Below are 18,348 nucleotides of genomic sequence, written 5' to 3' on the forward strand. Positions count from 1 at the left end.
GTAGAGGGGGACGGGTTTGGTTAGTCTGCCGGGGTTTTTCCCAAGGTATGTATCGCCATGTCGCCAAGCACCCGTTTCCTTTCCCTGGCGGCCGCCTCGGCCGTCATCGTCCTGAGCGCCTTGCTCGCCGCGGACCCCGCGCAGGCCGCCGACGGCACGGACCCGGCGCGTTTCCGCCTGACTCCCGCCTTGCTCGACCGCATGGACGCGGTGGCCGCCGAACTGAAGAACGTGAAAGCCGCCGACGACGATGACGACGACGCCGAGTCGGTCGAGGACATCGCGCGCAAGCTCGAGGCCCAGCCGCGCGTGCGCGCCGCCCTGGCCCGCCAGCGGCTGACCGGCAAGGAATACGCCACCGCGATGCTGGCGGCGCTGCACGCCGGCATGTACCTGGCCACCGAACGGGCCGCCGGCCCGCAGGGTCAAGCCTCTTTCACACCCGAGCAACGGGCGAATATCGAGGTGATGCGCGCCCGCCGGAAGAACTAGCGCAAGCCCGCAAGGGCGGGGCGGGCAAGCGCCTCGCACACAAGCGCAGCTTCGTGTAGAATAGCGGGCTCTTTCCAGCACAAGCCCCTTGCATGCGAAATCATGCAAGAACCATGGGGCGGAAAAGGAAAGATGAATGCGAACCTTGTTCGCCATGGCGCGTTAGCAAAGCGGTTATGCACCGGATTGCAAATCCGTTGAGGGCGGTTCGACTCCGCCACGCGCCTCCAGGTTCACCGACAATCGCCGTTCCCGCAAGGGGCGGCGATTTTTTTTGCGCGTTCCCGTGTTCACGGGGCGATCGATCGAGAGACGCGGCTCCCGGGGATTCCTGTTTTTAAATGAAAACATTTATCATTATGATTTGCAAATTTTGTGACCCACCATTTCTACCCGAGAGCGATTTTGCACACTCCTTCTCATCAGGATCGCCACGCCGATCACGCCCGCCTCGCATGCCTGCGTCGTTCCGCCCTCGTCCTGGCGCTGTCCCTGGCTTTCGCGGCCCAGGCCGCTGCCGCCGATACCTCCGCCAGGGACCAGGACAAGACGCCGGAAACCGCCCAGCAGCTTCCCACCATCTCCGTCACCGCGACGGGCGAATCGGCCACGCTCCATGACCTGGAAGCGCCGGTCAATGCCGGTGCGCTGGGCAGCCTGACGCAGCTCGAGACGCCGTTCTCGACCACCGTGGTCACGCGCAGCGACCTGGACGACCGGCCCATCGTCAAACTTGGGGACCTGTTCGCGACGGATGCATCGGTATCGGACAACAGCGGCGCCCATGGCGCCTGGGCCAGCTACCTGACCGTGCGCGGACTGCAGCTGGACTGGCAGAATGCTTTCCGCATCGACGGCAAGCCTTTCCTGAGCTACGCCACCACGCCGCCCTACGAGCACTTCGAGCAGGTCGAGCTGCTCAAGGGGGCGTCGGGGTTCATGTACGGTTTCGGCTCGCCGGGCGGTGTCGTCAACTATGTGACGAAGCGGCCGACCGCCCAGCCGGTGCGCAGCGTGAGCCTGGGTTTCTCGTCCGGCAACGTCTGGCGCCAGCACGTGGACCTGGGGGGCAGGGCGGGCGAGAACGACCGTTTCGGCTATCGGTTGAACGCGACACATGAAGAGGGGGATCTCTACAACGACGGATCCCTGAAGCGCAACGCCGTGTCGCTGGCGCTGGACCTGAAGCTGACCGACCGGCTGACATGGGATTTCCAATCCCTTTACCAGAACAAGAAGGTCGTCGGGCAGGAGCCGACCATCAATACGTCCAAGCTGGCGGGGACGGTGCTGCCACGGCCCGTGCGCGACGACGACCGCACGCTGGTCGGGGACGGTACGTTCGTGAACAACGAGTTCCAGTTCCATTCGACCGGGCTGACGTACCGGCTGGCGCCCGACTGGAAGCTCAGCACGACCTATAGCCACAGTTCAACCCGGACCCGCCGCAGCGAGTCGGTGCTGTTCCTGACGGACAGCGGCGGCAACTACCAGGACTACCGGTCGGACTACGCGGAGCGTTATGCCTACGACCAGTGGCAAGCCATGGTGCAGGGAGGTTTCGCGACGGGCGCGCTGGAACACCAGGTGGTGCTGGGCGCGTCCTGGCAGCAGCAGAAGAACGACTACAGCCTGAACAGCGTGTATCAGCAGATGGGCACGGGGTCGCTGGGGTCGCGGAACGTCATTGCCTACCATCCGCAGGGCGGGCTCGACTTGTACCGGGCCGGCGAGATCACGCAGAAGGCGCTGTTCGCCAGTGATACCGTCAAGCTGTCGGATCGCTGGTCGGTGCTGGCGGGCGTGCGCTACACCAGGTTCAGGCAGGAAGGCTACACGCCGGACGGCGCCACGTCGGCGCTGTATGACAAGAGCAGCGTGACGCCCACGGTGGCGGTGATGTTCAGGCCCGATGCGCAGACCATGACCTATGCCAGCTATGTCGAGTCGCTGGAGCAGGGCGCGACGGTGGGCAATGCCTACGTCAACCGCGGCCAGACGCTGGGGCCGCTTACCAGCAAGCAGTACGAGGTGGGCATCAAGACCGAGCGCAGCGGCTGGGCCGCCACCGCCGCCTTGTTCCGCATCGAGCGCGGCGCCGAATATGCGAACGCCGGCAACGTGCTGGTGCAGGATGGCCTGTCGGTCTACCAGGGCCTGGAACTGGGGGCCTCGAAGCGGGCGGGGGCGTGGACCGTGGGCGGCAACCTGATGCTGCTGGATTCGGAATATCGCAAGGGCTCGGACTACAACGGCAAGCGCGTCGCCGGCGCGCCGCGCTTCGTCGCGGCGGGGCAGGTGGTCTACAGCGTGCCGCAGGTGCAGGGGCTCAAGCTGCGGGCCGATCTGAAGTACACCGGCAGCACGATGCTGCGTCCGGCCAACGACGTGAAGGTCTCGGGCTATACCATCGTCAATGTCGGCGCCAGCTACGAAACCCGCCTGGGCGGCTATGACACGATCTTCCGCGCCGCCATCACCAACCTGGCCGACAAGCGCTATTGGGAATTCCAGTACGCGGACTATGTGAAGCCGGGTTATCCGCGCGCGCTGGCCCTGGGGATGACGCTGAAATTCTGAACCGGCCGCTTATGCGTTTTTTGTCGAACGAACGCAGTGGTTAATAAGGAAATAGAATATACATAGGAAAAATGCGTCGTTCCCGGCGCCGGGCGTTTGCCCCATACTGCGATGTTACAGTGGCGGCCAAGGTGCTTCCGCCCCATGCCGGGCGGGGGCCAGCCGCCTCGTCTTTTTCTATGAATCCGAATTCTTCCTCTCCTTCCGCACCGCCGCTGATCCGGCTCGAAGCGGTCAGCAAGACGTTCAAGCTGCCCGACGGGCGGGTGTTCGAGGCCGTGAAGTCCGTGTCGCTGGACATGGCCGAAGGGCGCATCTTCGGCCTGATCGGCAAGAGCGGCGCCGGCAAGTCGACGCTGCTGCGCATGATCAACCTGCTGGAGCGCCCGGACACCGGCCGCGTGCTGGTGGACGGCCGCGACCTGACGCGGCTCTCCAAGCGCGAGCTGCGCGAGACCCGGCAGGGCATAGGCATGATCTTCCAGCAGTTCAACCTGCTGCAGAACGCCAGCGTCTACGAGAACGTGGCTTTTCCGCTGAAGCTGCATGGCAACCGCAGCCGGGCCGAGATCGAGGCCCGCGTCCAGGAGTGCCTGGCCGTGGTGGGCCTGACCGACAAGCTGCACAACCATCCCGCGCAGTTGTCCGGCGGGCAGAAGCAGCGCGTGGCGATCGCGCGCGCCCTGGCGCCGCATCCCAAGGTGCTGCTGTGCGACGAGCCGACGTCGGCGCTGGATACCGAGACCACGCGTTCGGTGCTGGACACGCTGCGCGAGATCAACCAGCGGCTGGGCGTGACCATCATCATCGTCACGCACGAACTGCACGTGGTCCATGCCTTGTGCGACCACGTCGCGGTGCTCGAGAACGGGCAACTGGTCGAACGCTTCGACGTGGGCGACCAGGCCACGCCGCGCCTGAGCGCGCTGGGCCGCGAACTGGCCCAGGAGCAGGTGCGTGAAGACATCCTCAAGGAACACGCCGCCCGCATCGCCCAGGCGGCGGAACCGACTACCCGGGCCGCATGACCATGTCCGACAATATCCTCGCCATTCTTCCCGAACTCTGGGTCGCCATCGGCCAGACCTTCATGATGCTGGGCATCGGCCTGGCCGCCGCGATCCTGATCGGGGGCCCGCTGGGCGTGCTGCTGTTCCTGCTGGGACCCGGGCAGTCGCTGGAAAACCGGCCCGCCTACCTGGTGCTGAGCTGGATCGTCAACACCGTGCGGTCCTTTCCTTTCATCATCCTGCTGGTCGCGCTGGTGCCGGTTACGCGCGTGATGGTGGGCACGTCCATCGGCCCGCTGGCCGCGTCGGTACCGTTGTCGGTGGCCGCCATCCCGTATTTCGCGCGGCTGGTGGAGCAGAGTATCCGCGAAGTGCCGCGCGGCGTGATCGAGGCCGCGCACGCCATGGGCGCTTCCGAACTGCAGATCGTCTGGCGCGTGCTGGTACGCGAAGCCCGCTCCGGCCTGATCCTGGCGCTGACCGTGCTGGCGGTCAGCTTCCTGTCGTATTCGGCCATCGCCGGCGTGGTGGGCGGAGGCGGCATCGGCGACCTGGCCATCCGCTACGGCTACTACCGCTTCCAGACCGACGTCATGCTGCTGACCGTCGCGCTGCTGATCGTATTGGTGCAGATCATCCAGTTCGGCGGCAACGCGCTGGCCCACCGGCTGGACAAACGCTGATCCTTTCTTTCCGTCGAAGGCACGGCTGGCCGTGCCGCATTCATTTCCGGGAATTCCATCATGACCCTACGTCGCACTTTCATCCTCGGCACCGCCGCCGCCGTCCTGGCGCTGGGCGCCGCCGCCCATGCCGCCGATCCCGCCAAGAAGGACCTCGTGTTCGGCGCGACCGCCGGCTACAACTATGACGTGCTCAAGCTGGGCATCGTGCCCCAGCTCGAGAAGCAGGGCTACAAGGTCAAGCTGGTCGAGTTCAACGACTACGTGCAGCCCAATCTGGCCCTGGCGCAAGGTTCGCTGGACGCCAACCTGTTCCAGCACATCGCCTACCTGAACCGCTTCAAGGCGGACCAGAAGCTGGACCTGGTCGACCTGGTGCAAAGCACGACCGCGCCCATGGGCATCTATTCGAAGTCGCGCAAGAGCCTGGCCGACGTGAAGGAGGGCGACCGTTTCACGCTGCCCAACGATCCGAGCAACCTGGCACGCGCCCTGTTGCTGCTGCAGCAGAACCGGGTGATCACGGTGAAGGCCGACGTGGACCCGCTGCGCGTCACGGAAAAGGACCTGGCCACCAATCCCAAGAAGGTCAAGCTGCAGCCGGTCGAGGCCGCGCAACTGCCGCGTACCGTGGGCGACGTGGAGTTCGCCGTGGTGCCGGGCAATTTCGCGATTGCCTCGGGCCTGAAGCTGACCAGCGCGGTGGCGCTGGAGACGCCGCCCGTGCAATTCCAGCAGGTCGTGGCGATCCGCAGCGCCGACCAGGGCAAGCCCTGGGCCAAGGACCTGGCCGCCGCGTTCAAGTCGCCGTTCTTCAAGAACGTGCTGGACAAGGACTTCCCGGGCTACGTGCGTCCGGCCGGCCTGTGACGGGCGCGGCCGTTTTTCACGTCTTTGGAGTACGACCTTCCGGATATGGTGATTCGCGGCGGGGACGAATAGACTCTCGTCGCGGATTTTCGCAATCATGAGAGGTTCTGCAACCATGGAATACCACGGCGTGGAGTATCGGCCCCTGACGGTATTTCTCAAGCGCTTGCGCGATCTGGCCCTGCTGGCCGGTTTCTCGTGCGTCTTCATGTGGCTGGTCGCGAAGCTGGGCACCCTGTGTCCCACGGTGCTGGAGCATTTCGCCATCACGTCCATTTTCTGACCCGGCGCTCCGCGCGGGGTGGCCGGCTGTCATGATCCGGTCATCGGGCGGACATAGTATTTACACGATCCTACGGCGCCGTGGCCGGGCTCTTGCGAGCCGGCGAACGGCGGCGTTTCCTGTTCGTGTTCGCCCGTGTCCGACTTCGCTTCCCATTCCGCATCTTCTTCCTCCGGCGCCGCCATCGACATCGAGGGCCTGGTGCAGCGCCTGTCCGGCAATACCATCCTGGACGGCATCGACATCCGGCTCGAACCGGGCAGGGTGCTGGCCTTGCTGGGGCCGTCCGGCTGCGGCAAGACCACGCTGCTCAAGCTGCTGGCCGGCCTGAGCCGTCCGGTGGCGGGGCGCATCGCCATCGGCGGTGCCACGGTCGTGGACGACCGGACTTTCGTTCCGCCCGAGCGGCGCGGCCTGGGCATGGTGTTCCAGGACTATGCGCTGTGGCCGCACATGACCGTGGGGGCCAACGTGGCCTTCCCGCTGGAGGTGCGCGGGGTGCCCAGGAGCGAACGGGCGGGGCGGGTGGCGGGCGCGCTCGACATGGTGGGGCTGGCGGGCTACGAAGCCCGCTCCCCGGGCAGCCTGTCGGGCGGCCAGCAGCAGCGCGTCGCACTGGCGCGGGCGGTGGTGGCGCGGCCCCGGGTGCTGCTGTTCGACGAGCCACTGTCGAATCTCGACCGGGACCTGCGCGAGACCCTGTGCGGCGAGATCGGGCTGCTGCTGCGTGAGCTGGGCACCACGGCGGTCTACGTGACCCATGACCACGAGGAGGCCTTCGCGCTGGCCGATACGGTGGCGGTCATGCGGGCCGGCAAGGTGTGCCAGATCGCGGCCCCCGAACTGCTGGTGAACGAGCCCGCCAGTCCCGACGTGGTGGAGTTCCTGAAGCTGGGGGCCCTGCGCAGCGGCGTGCGCACCGAGCGCGGCTGGCAACTGGCCGGCGGCCTCGAGCTGGTCTGCCCCGAACCCCTGGCCGGCGGGCCGGCGGGACCGGGCCATCTCTTCATTCCCCATGCCGCGCTGAAGGCGGGCGAACGCCATGCCCTGCGGGGCCACGTGGTCGCCCAGCGGTTCCGCGGCGGGCACTACGCGACCACGGTGCGCGTGGGCAGCGACCACCATGCCTTCGAGCTGGCGTGGCTGACCGATCAACGCATGCCTGTCCTGCATCCGGTAGGGCTGGATCTCGACTGGAGCCGGCTGCGCTGGTTCCCGCAGGCGGCGTGACCCTTCCCCCGGCGATATGCCGTTTCTCGACTCAGGAATCTCGATGATGAAAATCAAGCCTCTGATCGGCGCGCTGGCGTTCGGCGCGTTGCTGGCCGCCGGCCAGGCCCAGGCCCTGACGGTCTATACCGCCGGCCCGGCCGGACTGATCAAGCAACTGGCCGACGACTTCAAGAAGCAGACCGGCGTGTCGGTCGACGTGTTCCAGGCCGATACCGGCAAGGTGATGGCGCGGCTGGAAGCGGAAGCCTCGAACCCGAAGGCCGACGTGGTGATCTCGGCCTCGTGGGACAGCGCGCTGGACCTGCACAAGCGCGGCTGGCTGCTGGCCTACGCCAGCCCCAATGCCGCCAAGGTGCCGGCCGAGTACAAGGGGCCGAGCTACGTGGCGCAGGGCCTGTCGGCGCTGGCCATCGCCTGGAACACCAAGAGCGGCACGCCCCGCCCGGCGGACTGGGCGGACCTGGCCAAGCCCGAGTTCAAGGGGCTGGTCAACATGCCCGATCCGGCCCAGTCGGGGACCGCGCTGGAACTGCTGTCCGGCCTGCAGTCGGCGCGCGGCGCCGATGCGTGGCGCCTGTTCGCCGACCTGAAGCGCAATGACATGGCCATCGCCGGCGCCAACGCGCAGGCGATGAACCCCGTCCTGCAGGGTGCCAAGGCGGTGGTCTTCGGCGCGGTCGACTACGTCGCGCTGGAGAACCAGGCCAAGGGCGAGAGCATCGAGGTCATCTTCCCCGCCAGCGGCACGGTGATCGCCGGACGGCCGATGATGATCCTGAAGTCCAGCCGCCAGCAGCAGGACGCCAAGCGCTTCATCGACTTCGTTCTGTCCGACGCGGGCCAGGCGCGAGTGGCCGCGACCTACCTGATCCCGGCCCGCCAGGACGTGCAGGCCAAGCGTCCGGTGATCAAGGACATCAAGGCGCTGCCGATGGAAAACGAGGCCCAGCGTGCCGGCCGCCAGGCCCTGCTGGAGCGCTTCACGACGTTGTTCGGCCGCAAGTGACCGACCCGGCCGGCGCCCGTCGCGGCGCCGGCCATGCATGACTTCACATATCTAGCAAGAGGCGGGCTCCATGCGCGCGAACACGTTGTTGGTGGGTGCCGCGGTGTCCGCCCTGGGCATCCTGGTGGCCATGCCGCTGGGTTTCGTCCTGCTGCAGGCCATCTTCCCCGAACTGGCCCAGGGCTCGCTGGCGCGGCCGCTGGCCCACCTGGCGGGTGTCCTGGCCGATCCCAAGCTGGTCGAGCTGACGATCAACACGCTGAAGCTGGGCGCCTGCGTGGTGCTGGCCGCGGCGGCTATCGGGATTCCGCTGGGCACGCTGCGCGGCCTGTTCGACCTGCCCGGCGCCAGGCTCTGGGACGTCCTGATGCTGGTGCCCTTCATGATCCCGCCCTACATCAGCGCGCTGGGCTGGATCATGCTGCTGCAGCCGCGCGGATACCTGCAGCAGCTGCTGGGCGTCCATGCCGGGCCGGCGCTGTTCTCGTTCGGCGGCGTGGTGTTCGTGATGACGTTGAACGTGGTGCCGGTGGTCTATTTCGCCGTGTCCCGCACCATGGCCGCGTCGGGTTCCCGTCTGGCGCTGGTGGGGCGGGTGTGCGGCGCGGGGGCCTGGCGCTGCTTCTGGCGCATCACGCTGCCGCTGGCCCTGCCGGGCATCGCCGCGAGCCTGCTGCTGGTGTTCGCGATGGCGATCGAGGAGTACGGCACGCCGGCGGCGCTGGCGGCCAACGCCGGCTTCTTCGTGCTGGTGACGGGCATCGAACGGCGGTTTTCCGAATGGCCGATCGACCTGCCCGGCGCCTCGGTGCTGTCGCTGATCCTGGTGGCGCTGGCCATGCTGGCCTTCGTCTGGCAGCGGCGGATGTTGACGGGCAGGGGATACGAGACCACCACGGGCAAGCCCGCGCGGGGCGAGAACCTGCCGTTGGGAGCCTGGCGCTGGCCCGCCGCCGCGCTGTTCGCCGTGATCGTGGCGGTGGCCACCTTCGCGCCGTTGTTCGCCATCGCCGCGACGGCATTCAGCCGCACGCTGTCGGGCGGCCTGGCCGTCGGCAACCTGTCGCTGACGCATTTCCAGGCCATCGCCGCGGGCGGCAGCGAAGCCTCGGGCGCGCTGGCGACGAGCCTCATGCTGGGCGCCGGCGCGGCCATCGTGACCGGACTGACGGGCGTGCTGGTGGCCTACTGCGTGGTCAAGACCCGCACGCGCGGCCGCGCGGTGCTCGACGCCCTGGCCGTGCTGCCCAATACCATGCCGGGCGTGGTGGTCGGGGTAGGCCTGATCCTGGCCTGGAACCAGGCCTTCTGGCCCGCTACGGCCTACAACACCTGGGGCATCCTGCTGCTGGCCTATTGCTGCCTGCTGCTGCCTTATCCGGTGCGCTATTCCCACGCCGCGCTCATGCAGATCGGCGACAACCTGGAGGCCGCGGCCCGGGTGCATGGCGCCGGTACGGTCACGGCGCTGGCGCGCATCCTGCTGCCGCTGCTGGCGCCCAGCCTGGCCGCCGCCATGCTGCTGGTGTTCGCGGTGGCCTCGCGCGAGCTGGTGGCCTCGCTGCTGCTCGCGCCCACGGGGGTGCAGACGGTATCGCTGTTCATCTGGAGGCAGTTCGAGCAGGGTTCGGTGGGGCAAGGCATGGCGATGAGCCTGGTCACGGTGGCTTTGACCACGACGGTGATGCTGCTGGCCACCCTGTGGCTGGAGCGGCGGCAGGCGCGTAGTGTGTAAGCAGACCCCCATTCCTGTGTATTTATAAAAATCTCTTGTATACAAGGACGGGATGGGGCAAGATGGCGCCATGTCATCCCGCCCCCCATCTCCCGGCAACGAGAAGAAGCGCTCCGAGACGCTGCGCGAGACCATCGAAGAGCTGATCGCCGTCGGCGAACTGTCGCCGGGCGATCCGCTGGACGAGACCGTGCTGGCCAACCGCTTCGGCGTTTCGCGCACGCCCATACGCGAGGCCCTGATCCAGCTGGCTTCCGCCGGCCTGGTGGAAATGCGGCCGCGCAAGGGCGCACTGGTGGCGCAGATCGGGCCCCAGCGCCTGATCGAGATGTTCGACGTGATGGGCGAGATCGAGGCCATGTGCGCGCGGTTGGCCGCGCGGCGCATGACGGCCGATGACCACCGCCGCCTGCTCGAGGCCCACCGGGCCTGCCAGGCCTCGCGCGATGCCGGCGACGCCAATGCCTACTACTACCTGAACGAGATTTTCCATCGCACCATCTACGGCCTGGGCTGCAACGGCTTCCTGAACGAGGAAGCCATCAAGCTGCATCGCCGGCTGGGGCCGTATCGCAGGCTGCAATTGCGCGTGCGCGACCGCATCGCCACGTCCTACGACGAGCACGAGGGCATCGTCGAGGCCCTGCTGGCCGGCGATGCCGGCCTGGCCGCCGAGCGCGCGCGCGACCACGTGGTGGTGCAGGGGCAGCGTTTCGCCGACCTGATGGCCTCGCTGTCCAGGCAATCCGGTTGAGTCTTTCAGAAGGGACATGAACGACATGTTGAACAGCGATCGTCACGATGCCGCCGATGCGCGGCCCGCCGCGCCGGCCCCCGATCCGCAGCCGACCCAGTCGCTGCTGGCCCGCTGGAGCAAATGGCTGGGAGGACGGCCCCAGGCCGTTGCCGAGCCGGGCCGCGAGGCCGACGGCGTCGCCCTGTCCACGCGCGAGGCCAATCGCCAGCGGGCGATGCTGCTGCCGTGCTTCCAGGCGCGCCTGACCGATGTCGCGGCCAATCGCGCCGCGTCGGCCTGGCAGGAGACCTATCGCGCCGCCGACGCCCAACGCCGCGGCGCCATGCTGGGGCTGCTGGGCGAGGTGGGGGCGTCGGCGGCGGGGCCGTCCGAGGCGGGAGGCAAGGAGACGCCTTCGGACTTGTCGCGCGCGCTCTCGCATGCCCGCGTCCGCTTCTTCAAGCGCCTGAACGCCTTGCCCGACGGCCTGCCTTTCCTGCTGGAACTGCGCACCGACATGCTGGCCTGGCGCTCGAAGATCCCGGCCTTGCAGGGGCTGGACGCGGATCTGGAGGGCCTGCTGTCGAACTGGTTCGACGTGGGCCTGCTGGAGATGCGGCGCATCACCTGGGATTCGCCGGCTTCGCTGCTCGAGAAGCTCATCATCTACGAGGCGGTGCACGAGATCGCCTCGTGGACCGACCTGCGCAACCGTCTGGATTCCGATCGCCGCTGCTACGCGTTCTTCCATCCGCGCATGCCGAACGAGCCGCTGATCTTCGTCGAGGTCGCGTTTTGCGCCGACATGGCCGGCAACGTGCAGAGCCTGCTGGACGAAGGCGCGCCCATGGAGAACCTGGACAAGGCGCGCTGGGCCATCTTCTATTCGATCTCCAACACGCAACAGGGCTTGCGCGGCGTCAGCTTCGGCAACTTCCTGCTCAAGCGCGTGATCGAGGAATTGAACGGCGAACTGCCCAAGATCAAGCGTTTCGCCACGCTCTCGCCCATACCGGGTTTTTGCGACTGGGTCAGGAAGCGCGGCGCCGAGGATCTCGCCGCCGTCGTCCGCAAGGAGAAGGCCGGCCTGGAAGGCGCTACCGGCGCGCAGGTGCTGGCCGCCATCCAGCAGGCGGTGGACGACGAGGCCGCGCCGCCGGCCGTGCAGGCCGTGGCCATGAGGCTGGCGGCCCGCTACCTGGTCGAACGCAAGGGCTCGCTGCCGCTCGATTCGGTGGCGCGGTTCCACCTGGGCAATGGCGCGCGCATCGAACGGCTGAACTGGAAGGCGGACACGTCGCGCAAGGGCCGCGCCCAGTCGTGCGGCATGATGGTCAACTACGTGTACGAACTGGATGCGCTGGACGACAACCTGGCCCGGCTGGGCGAGGGGAAGCCCGAGACCAGCAGGGGAGTGGCCCGGCTGCTTTGATCCGCGTACGCGCGCTCCGAAGGAATCCATCAGAACTGGCAAGAGCCAGCGTGTAGTACCTTCATACCAAAAGAAAGGAGACGGGAGATGAAACGCAGCATTGCCTTGATCGCCTGCATCGTGGGCGCGGCCGCGGGTGGCCATGCGGTGGGAGCCGACGCCTGGCCGTCCAAGGCCGTCACCATCATCGTGCCGTTCCCGGCGGGGGGCGGCACCGACGCCTTCGTCCGGCCGCTGGCGCAGCAACTGGGCGCCCAGCTTGGACACAGCGTCGTGGTGGACAACCGCGGGGGAGCGGGCGGCACGGTGGGAGCGGCCATCGCGGCGCGCGCGCAGCCGGACGGCTACACCTTCTTCGTGGGCGGGGCGCACCACGCCATCGCGCCGTCGTTCTACAAGGGCCTGACCTATGACATCGAGAAGGATTTCGTTCCCGTCACGCTCATCGCGCAGCCGCCGCAGATCGTCGTCGCGGCGCCCACCGAACCGTTCAGCGACTTGAAGGGGCTGATCGACCACGCCCGCCGCCAGCCAGGCAAGCTCAACTTCGGCTCGGCGGGCAACGGCACGTCCCACCACCTGGCCGGGGAGCTGTTCAAGCTCCAGGCCGGCGTGGATATCGCGCACGTCCCGTACACCGGTGCGGGCCCCATGCTGCTCGCGCTGATGGGCAGCCAGGTGGACCTGGCCTTCGACGGACTGGGGTCGTCGGCCCAGCACATCCGCGCCGGCAAGATCAAGCCGCTGGCCGTGGCGGCGGCGCAGCGCTCGTCCGCCTTCCCGGACGTGCCCACCGCGGCCGAGGCCGGCCTGCCGGGCTACGAGGTGTCGACCTGGTATGCCATGTGGGCGCCCAAGGGCACGCCCCAGCCCATCGTCGAGCGCATGTACGCCGAGGTCCAGAAGGCGCTGGGCACGCCCGAGATCAGGAAGGTGTGGCTGAGCAACGGTTCCGAGGTCCCGCGCTATACCAGCGCCGAGTTCGGCAAATACCTGCATGATGAAGTGCAGCGCTGGGCCAAGGTCGCCAAGGACGCGGGCATCAAGGCCGACTGATGGACGGGGACCCAGCCATGGAGCCGGCGTCCGCGCCGGGCCGGATCGAAGCGTCGACCGAGGGCGGCGTGCTGACGCTGACTCTCTCGCACGCGGGCAAGCTCAATGCGCTGACCGCCGCGATGTGGCGCGCGCTGGCCACGGCCATGCGCGAAGCGGCCGGCCGGCCGGATCTGCGTGCCGTCGTCATCCGGGGCGCGGGCGGGCATTTCGCGGCCGGCGCCGACATCGGCGAGTTTCCGGTGGAGCGGGGCGGTCTCGCGGCGGTGCGCCGCTATCACGAGCAGGTCATCGCGCCGGCGCTGCACGCGATCGACGACTGTCCTTGGCCCACGGTGGCGCTGGTGCAGGGTGCCTGCGTGGGGGGCGGCCTGGAGATCGCCTGCTGCTGCGACCTGCGCATCGCCGGTCGCAGCACCCGCGTGGGCGCGCCCATCGCGCGGCTGGGGTTTCCCATGGCGCCGGCCGAGCTGGCCGGGCTGCTGGCCGTGGCCGGCCGCGCGGTGGCACTGGAGCTGCTGCTGGAAGGCCGCATCCTGGATGCCGCCGAGGCCCATGCCAAGGGCCTCCTGACCCGTGTGGTCGAGGATGCCGAACTCGAGGCCGAGCTGGCGCGCACCCTGTCCCGCCTGGCCGCCGGCGCGCCGCTGGCGGCCACCCTGAACAAGCGCATGGTACGGCGACTGCAGCGGCCCGAGCCGCTGGACGAGGCCGAACTGGCGGCATTCTTTTCCTATAGCGATACCCGCGATCACCGCGAAGGCGTGGCGGCGTTCCTAGAAGGACGCCCCCCGGTGTTCGGCGGCGACGCTTCACCTTTCCAGACCGAAGAAGATAGATGAAAGACGAGAATCTCTATTCCCTGCTGGCCTCGGGCTTCCCCGCCGATCGCGACACGGTGTGCATCGAGGCGCCCGGCGTCGGCGACTACACCTGGCGTGAGGTCGAGACGCAGACGGCGCGCATGGCGAATCTGCTGCGTTCGCTGGACCTGCCCGAAGGCGCCCGCGTGGCCGTCCATGTCGAGAAGTCGCCGGAGGCCTTGCTGCTGTACCTGGCCACCCTGCGCGCGGGCTATGTCTACCTGCCGCTGAACACCGCCTACCAGGAAGCCGAGATCGACTATTTCCTGGGCGATGCCGAGCCGTCGGTCGTCGTCTGCGCCAGCAAGAACCGGGAATGGGTGGACCGCTGCGCGCAGCGTGCCGGGACGCGCCACGTGTACACGCTGGACGACGATCGTACCGGCACGCTGCTGGACGCCGCTGCGCAGGTTTCGCCCGAGCATGCGGTGGCCGTGCGCGCCGCCGACGACCTGGCGGCCATCCTGTACACCTCGGGCACGACGGGGCGCAGCAAGGGGGCCATGCTGACCCACGGCAACCTGGCCTCGAATGCCCGCGTGCTGCATGAATACTGGGGCTGGCGCGCCGACGACGTGCTGCTCCACATGCTGCCCATCTTCCACGTGCACGGGCTGTTCGTGGCCGCGCACGGCGCGCTGCTGGCCGGCGCGAAGATGATCTGGCTGCCCAAGCTGGACGTGCCCGCCGCGCTGCGCCTGCTGCCGCGCTGCACCGTCATGATGGGCGTGCCGACCTATTATGTGCGGCTGCTGGCCGAACCGGCGTTCGGGCGCGACACCTGCCGCAACATGCGGCTCTTCGTGTCGGGATCGGCGCCGCTGCTGATGGAAACCTTCAACGCCTTCCGCGAACGCACGGGCCACACCATTCTCGAGCGCTATGGCATGAGCGAGACCGTCATGCTGGTTTCCAATCCCTACGACCCGGCCCAGGGCGAGCGCCTGGGCGGTACCGTCGGCAAGCCGCTGCCGGGCGTATCGGCGCGGGTGGTGGACGATGCCGGCGTTCCGTGCCCCCCGGGCGAGATCGGCAACATCCAGGTCAAGGGACCCAACGTGTTCAAGGGCTATTGGCGCATGCCCGAGAAGACCAGGGAGGAATTCACCCAGGACGGCTGGTTCAAGACCGGCGACGTCGGGCGCTGGGGCGGCGAATCGGGCGGCGCCAGGGTGCCGGACGACTATCTGTCCATCGTCGGACGCAGCAAGGACCTCATCATCTCGGGCGGATTCAACGTCTACCCCAAGGAAATCGAGAGCTTCCTGGACGACATGCCGGGGGTGGAGGAAAGCGCCGTCATCGGCGTGCCGCACCCCGATTTCGGCGAGGCCGTGGTGGCCGTGGTCGTGCCCAAGCCGGGCGCCAGCCTGGACGAGGCGGCCATGATCGCCGAGCTCAAGGCCAGGATCGCCAACTTCAAGGTGCCCAAGCGCGTCCACGTGGTGCCCGAGCTGCCCCGCAACACCATGGGCAAGGTCCAGAAGAACGTGCTGCGCCAGGCTTATTCCTGATTCGGCGGGCGGCGGGGCAGGAGGGCGGGGCGCATCGGCTACAATACCGCCCGTGCGCCCGTGACGAAACTGGTAGACGTAGCGGACTTCCGTAAGAGTGGAGTGCCCTGGACGAAAGTCCGGGAGTAGAACCCGTCAAATTCGGCGAACCCCTGGCACGGGAACGCCGAGCCAAGCAGGCGGCCGATGCAGGCCGCCGGGCGTGTGTAGAGACTCGACGGCGGGGACCTAAGGCTGGGCGCGGCGATTCCGCCGCGCGACGCGATGGTCAAGGCAGAGTCCAGACCCCAAACGGCGTTGCCCCGTGCAATCCGGCTGCGCGAGCAGTAGCGGGTAAGAAAATCCGCCGCCGCAAGGCGTGCCGGTTCGATTCCGGCCGGGCGCACCATTTCTCCTTCCTCCGAATCGCGGGTACGCCGCTTGCTGGGCCATGTCGTCCTCATCCACGGGAGACGACGATGAACCAAGCCAGCACGCGGAGAAACGGCCGGGGGCGACTGTTCGACCGCTTCGCGACGGCGGTCACCCGCAGCACGGGATCGCCGCCGGCGTTCAGCGTGGCATGCGCGGCCATCCTGCTCTGGGCCGTGCTCGGGCCGATATTCCATTTTTCCGAAACCTGGCAACTGGTGGTCAATACCGGGACCACCATCGTGACCTTCCTGATGGTGTTCGTGATCCAGCGCAGCCAGAACAAGGACAGCGAGGCGCTGCACCTGAAGCTGGACGAGTTGCTCGGGGCGCTGGAAGGCGCCAACAGCAAGCTGGTCGCCATCGAGACCATGGATGAAGAGCATCTGCGCCGGCTGAGCGAACGCTACCACGCGATGGCGGAGAGGGCGGCGCGCGGCCGGGCGGGGCCCGCTTCCGGCCCGGAGAATGCAAATCACCGTTAAGACGCGTACCGCCGGCCACCCAATGGATGTATAGTCCCGGTTAATTTTTGTAACCTATATCGTTCGGTCCATGCGCTGGCTAACGTTATGGGCCACCTTGGTGGTCGCGTGTTTCGGCCTGGTATGCGCGGCCGCGCTATACGACACCCGCCAGGATGCCAAGCGAGCGGCCAGGGAAGCCACGGTGAACCTGGGCCGGGTGGTCGCCGACGGCATCGGCCGCGACATCGAGCTGGTCGACCTTTCTCTGCAATCCATGCTGAATGGCCTGCGGCTTGCCGAAGCCGAGGGCCTGGACCCCTATCGCCGCCACCAACTGTTGTTCGGCAGCCTGCCGCAGATGCGCGGGGTGGGAACCATGGTGGTGCTGGATACCGAGGGCCGGATGCTGACCGACTCCAAGTCGGTGCAGCCGCGCGGGGTCGAGTTTTCGCAGCGCGACTATTTCCGCGTGCACAAGGAGGCTTCCGACGTCGGCCTTTTCGTGAGCCGGCCTTTCTTCTCCCGGCTGACCAATATGTGGTCCATCGCCATCAGCCGCCGGGTCACCCGGTCCGACGGCAGCTTCGGCGGCGTGGTGGTCAGCACGCTGCGCATCTCCCACCTGGAAAACCAGTTCCGCCAGCTGGACCTGCGCCAGAACGGTTCCATCATGCTGCTGCGCGCCGACGGTTCGGTCATGGCGCGTTTTCCGGCGGTGCAGGGCCTGCTGGGCAAGCAATTGACCGACCTCGAACTGTTCAAGCGCTACCCGGCGTCCGATAGCGGCTCGTACGAGGCCGTGTCGGCCACGGACGGAGTGACCCGGCTTTATTCCTTCACGGCGGTCGAGCCTCCGCTGCCGCTGATCGTGCTCGTGGGCATGGCCGACAGCGACATCTACGCGGCCTGGCGCAACAAGGCCGGGATCATCGCCATCCTTACGCTGCTGCTGTGCATGGGCACCATGGTGCTGGTCTGGATGCTGCGCCGGGAATTCGCGCTGCGCCTGGCGGCCGAGCGCAGCGCGCTGCGCAGCGAGGCGCGCTACCGGGTGCTGGCCGAGAACTCCGCCGACATCATCGCGCTGTGCCGGGCCGACGGCACCGTCACCTATATCTCGCCGGCGATAAAGGACGTGCTGGGGTGGGTGCCGGGAGACATTGAGGGGCGCAACATCGACGATTTCGTGCGGTCGGACTATGTGCCGCTCTTTTCCGGCGACGAGCAATCCTGGCCGCGCATGCTGACCTTCCCGGCGCGGCATCGGGATTCCTCGTGGAGCTGGCTGGAGGCCAGCGTCAAGCGGCTGCCGCCCGAGATGGGCGACGAACGCTGCATCCTGAACATCCGCGACGTGTCGCGCCGCAAGAAGGCGGAAGAGGCGCTGGAGGCCGAGAACGCCCAACTGCTGGCCATGGCGGCCACCGACGGCCTGACCAACCTGTCGAATCGCCGTCGCTTCGACGAGGCGTTGGAGCGCGAATGGCGGCGGGCCGCGCGCGAGGAAAGCTCGCTGGCGCTATTGCTGATCGACGCCGACCATTTCAAGGCCCTGAACGACCATTACGGCCACCAGCATGGCGACCAGTATCTGCGCACCATCGCCCAGGTGATCCAGGCCAACATCCGGCGTCCGGCCGACATGGCGGCGCGCTACGGCGGCGAGGAATTCGCGGTGCTGCTGCCCAAGACGGACATCGACGGCGCCTACCTGATCGCCGAGAACATCCGCAAGGCCACGCTGGACGCGCGGATTCCCCACCTGAAGAGCGAGCAGGGCGTGATGACGGTCAGCATAGGCGTCGATGCCATGGTGCCGGGCCACGGCACGACGGCGGCGCTGCTGGTGCGCCAGGCCGACGCCGCGCTCTACGCCGCCAAGCGGCAGGGGCGCAACCGCACTTGCGTGTACGAGCCGCAGCAGGGGTCGATGTCGCGTTCGGTATGAACGCCGACACCCGGGCGGCTGCAAGCCCC

The 18,348-nt window shown here is 67.7% G+C and carries 16 protein-coding genes and 1 tRNA gene; all 17 read left to right on the plus strand.

Annotated elements, in window-relative coordinates:
• The first annotated feature begins 57 nt into the window (after nucleotides 1-57).
• The 17 genes from N5K27_RS11095 (at nucleotide 58) to N5K27_RS11175 (ending at nucleotide 18,319) form a co-directional block, all read left to right on the plus strand.
• Nucleotides 58-492 carry a hypothetical protein gene (locus tag N5K27_RS11095; protein ID WP_087836950.1) on the plus strand — a complete coding sequence of 145 codons (435 nt, stop codon included), beginning with the start codon at nucleotides 58-60 and terminating at the stop codon, nucleotides 490-492.
• A gap of 156 nt (nucleotides 493-648) precedes the next feature.
• Nucleotides 649-722 (plus strand) — tRNA-Cys (locus N5K27_RS11100).
• A 229-nt stretch (nucleotides 723-951) separates the two neighbouring features.
• Nucleotides 952-3,072 (plus strand): TonB-dependent receptor, encoded by a 2,121-nt coding sequence (locus N5K27_RS11105; protein WP_279816582.1) that lies wholly within the window; start codon nucleotides 952-954, stop codon nucleotides 3,070-3,072.
• Nucleotides 3,073-3,251: 179 nt separating this feature from the next.
• On the plus strand, nucleotides 3,252-4,100 hold the full coding sequence (locus N5K27_RS11110) for an ATP-binding cassette domain-containing protein (RefSeq protein ID WP_087836951.1): 849 nt from the start codon (nucleotides 3,252-3,254) through the stop codon (nucleotides 4,098-4,100).
• Nucleotides 4,101-4,102: 2 nt separating this feature from the next.
• Entirely contained in the window at nucleotides 4,103-4,765 is a 663-nt protein-coding gene (locus N5K27_RS11115; protein WP_279816412.1) for a methionine ABC transporter permease, read from the plus strand.
• Between the two features lie 60 nt (nucleotides 4,766-4,825).
• On the plus strand, nucleotides 4,826-5,635 hold the full coding sequence (locus N5K27_RS11120) for a MetQ/NlpA family ABC transporter substrate-binding protein (protein WP_087836952.1): 810 nt from the start codon (nucleotides 4,826-4,828) through the stop codon (nucleotides 5,633-5,635).
• 97 nt (nucleotides 5,636-5,732) lie between these two features.
• A complete protein-coding gene (locus tag N5K27_RS11125; RefSeq protein ID WP_132978763.1) occupies nucleotides 5,733-5,918 on the plus strand; it encodes a hypothetical protein in 186 nt (61 codons plus the stop codon).
• Nucleotides 5,919-6,053: 135 nt separating this feature from the next.
• A complete protein-coding gene (locus N5K27_RS11130; RefSeq protein WP_132978764.1) occupies nucleotides 6,054-7,148 on the plus strand; it encodes an ABC transporter ATP-binding protein in 1,095 nt (364 codons plus the stop codon).
• Nucleotides 7,149-7,194: 46 nt separating this feature from the next.
• Nucleotides 7,195-8,157 (plus strand): ABC transporter substrate-binding protein, encoded by a 963-nt coding sequence (locus N5K27_RS11135; RefSeq protein WP_279816419.1) that lies wholly within the window; start codon nucleotides 7,195-7,197, stop codon nucleotides 8,155-8,157.
• A 70-nt stretch (nucleotides 8,158-8,227) separates the two neighbouring features.
• Entirely contained in the window at nucleotides 8,228-9,892 is a 1,665-nt protein-coding gene (locus N5K27_RS11140; protein WP_279816421.1) for an iron ABC transporter permease, read from the plus strand.
• Nucleotides 9,893-9,962: 70 nt separating this feature from the next.
• Nucleotides 9,963-10,646 carry a GntR family transcriptional regulator gene (locus N5K27_RS11145; RefSeq protein ID WP_087836985.1) on the plus strand — a complete coding sequence of 228 codons (684 nt, stop codon included), beginning with the start codon at nucleotides 9,963-9,965 and terminating at the stop codon, nucleotides 10,644-10,646.
• Between the two features lie 25 nt (nucleotides 10,647-10,671).
• On the plus strand, nucleotides 10,672-12,060 hold the full coding sequence (locus tag N5K27_RS11150; protein WP_087836986.1) for a malonyl-CoA decarboxylase family protein: 1,389 nt from the start codon (nucleotides 10,672-10,674) through the stop codon (nucleotides 12,058-12,060).
• 87 nt (nucleotides 12,061-12,147) lie between these two features.
• Nucleotides 12,148-13,116, plus strand: a complete 969-nt coding sequence (locus N5K27_RS11155) for a tripartite tricarboxylate transporter substrate binding protein (RefSeq protein ID WP_279816423.1) — start codon at nucleotides 12,148-12,150, stop codon at nucleotides 13,114-13,116.
• Between the two features lie 17 nt (nucleotides 13,117-13,133).
• Nucleotides 13,134-13,958 (plus strand): enoyl-CoA hydratase-related protein, encoded by an 825-nt coding sequence (locus N5K27_RS11160; RefSeq protein WP_279816424.1) that lies wholly within the window; start codon nucleotides 13,134-13,136, stop codon nucleotides 13,956-13,958.
• Entirely contained in the window at nucleotides 13,955-15,493 is a 1,539-nt protein-coding gene (locus tag N5K27_RS11165; RefSeq protein ID WP_279816425.1) for a malonyl-CoA synthase, read from the plus strand. The genes N5K27_RS11160 and N5K27_RS11165 overlap by 4 nt, the downstream gene beginning before the upstream one ends.
• Before the next feature lie 458 nt (nucleotides 15,494-15,951).
• Entirely contained in the window at nucleotides 15,952-16,389 is a 438-nt protein-coding gene (locus tag N5K27_RS11170; protein ID WP_279816428.1) for a low affinity iron permease family protein, read from the plus strand.
• A gap of 70 nt (nucleotides 16,390-16,459) precedes the next feature.
• Entirely contained in the window at nucleotides 16,460-18,319 is a 1,860-nt protein-coding gene (locus tag N5K27_RS11175; protein ID WP_087836961.1) for a diguanylate cyclase, read from the plus strand.
• Nucleotides 18,320-18,348: the final 29 nt, after the last annotated feature.

This window comes from Pigmentiphaga sp. GD03639, from assembly GCF_029845405.1.
GTDB classification, from domain to species: Bacteria; Pseudomonadota; Gammaproteobacteria; order Burkholderiales; family Burkholderiaceae_B; genus Pigmentiphaga; species Pigmentiphaga daeguensis.

Excerpts from the sequence above, each read along its gene's own strand:
- N5K27_RS11145 (WP_087836985.1), top strand. The coding sequence starts at position 9,963 with ATGTCATCCCGCCCCCCATCTCCCGGCAACGAGAAGAAGCGCTCCGAG.
- N5K27_RS11135 (WP_279816419.1), top strand. The coding sequence starts at position 7,195 with ATGAAAATCAAGCCTCTGATCGGCGCGCTGGCGTTCGGCGCGTTGCTG.
- N5K27_RS11140 (WP_279816421.1), top strand. The coding sequence starts at position 8,228 with ATGCGCGCGAACACGTTGTTGGTGGGTGCCGCGGTGTCCGCCCTGGGC.
- N5K27_RS11165 (WP_279816425.1), top strand. The coding sequence starts at position 13,955 with ATGAAAGACGAGAATCTCTATTCCCTGCTGGCCTCGGGCTTCCCCGCC.
- N5K27_RS11125 (WP_132978763.1), top strand. The coding sequence starts at position 5,733 with ATGAGAGGTTCTGCAACCATGGAATACCACGGCGTGGAGTATCGGCCC.
- N5K27_RS11160 (WP_279816424.1), top strand. The coding sequence starts at position 13,134 with ATGGAGCCGGCGTCCGCGCCGGGCCGGATCGAAGCGTCGACCGAGGGC.
- N5K27_RS11115 (WP_279816412.1), top strand. The coding sequence starts at position 4,103 with ATGTCCGACAATATCCTCGCCATTCTTCCCGAACTCTGGGTCGCCATC.
- N5K27_RS11170 (WP_279816428.1), top strand. The coding sequence starts at position 15,952 with ATGAACCAAGCCAGCACGCGGAGAAACGGCCGGGGGCGACTGTTCGAC.
- N5K27_RS11155 (WP_279816423.1), top strand. The coding sequence starts at position 12,148 with ATGAAACGCAGCATTGCCTTGATCGCCTGCATCGTGGGCGCGGCCGCG.
- N5K27_RS11110 (WP_087836951.1), top strand. The coding sequence starts at position 3,252 with ATGAATCCGAATTCTTCCTCTCCTTCCGCACCGCCGCTGATCCGGCTC.
- N5K27_RS11120 (WP_087836952.1), top strand. The coding sequence starts at position 4,826 with ATGACCCTACGTCGCACTTTCATCCTCGGCACCGCCGCCGCCGTCCTG.
- N5K27_RS11150 (WP_087836986.1), top strand. The coding sequence starts at position 10,672 with ATGTTGAACAGCGATCGTCACGATGCCGCCGATGCGCGGCCCGCCGCG.
- N5K27_RS11175 (WP_087836961.1), top strand. The coding sequence starts at position 16,460 with ATGCGCTGGCTAACGTTATGGGCCACCTTGGTGGTCGCGTGTTTCGGC.
- N5K27_RS11095 (WP_087836950.1), top strand. The coding sequence starts at position 58 with ATGTCGCCAAGCACCCGTTTCCTTTCCCTGGCGGCCGCCTCGGCCGTC.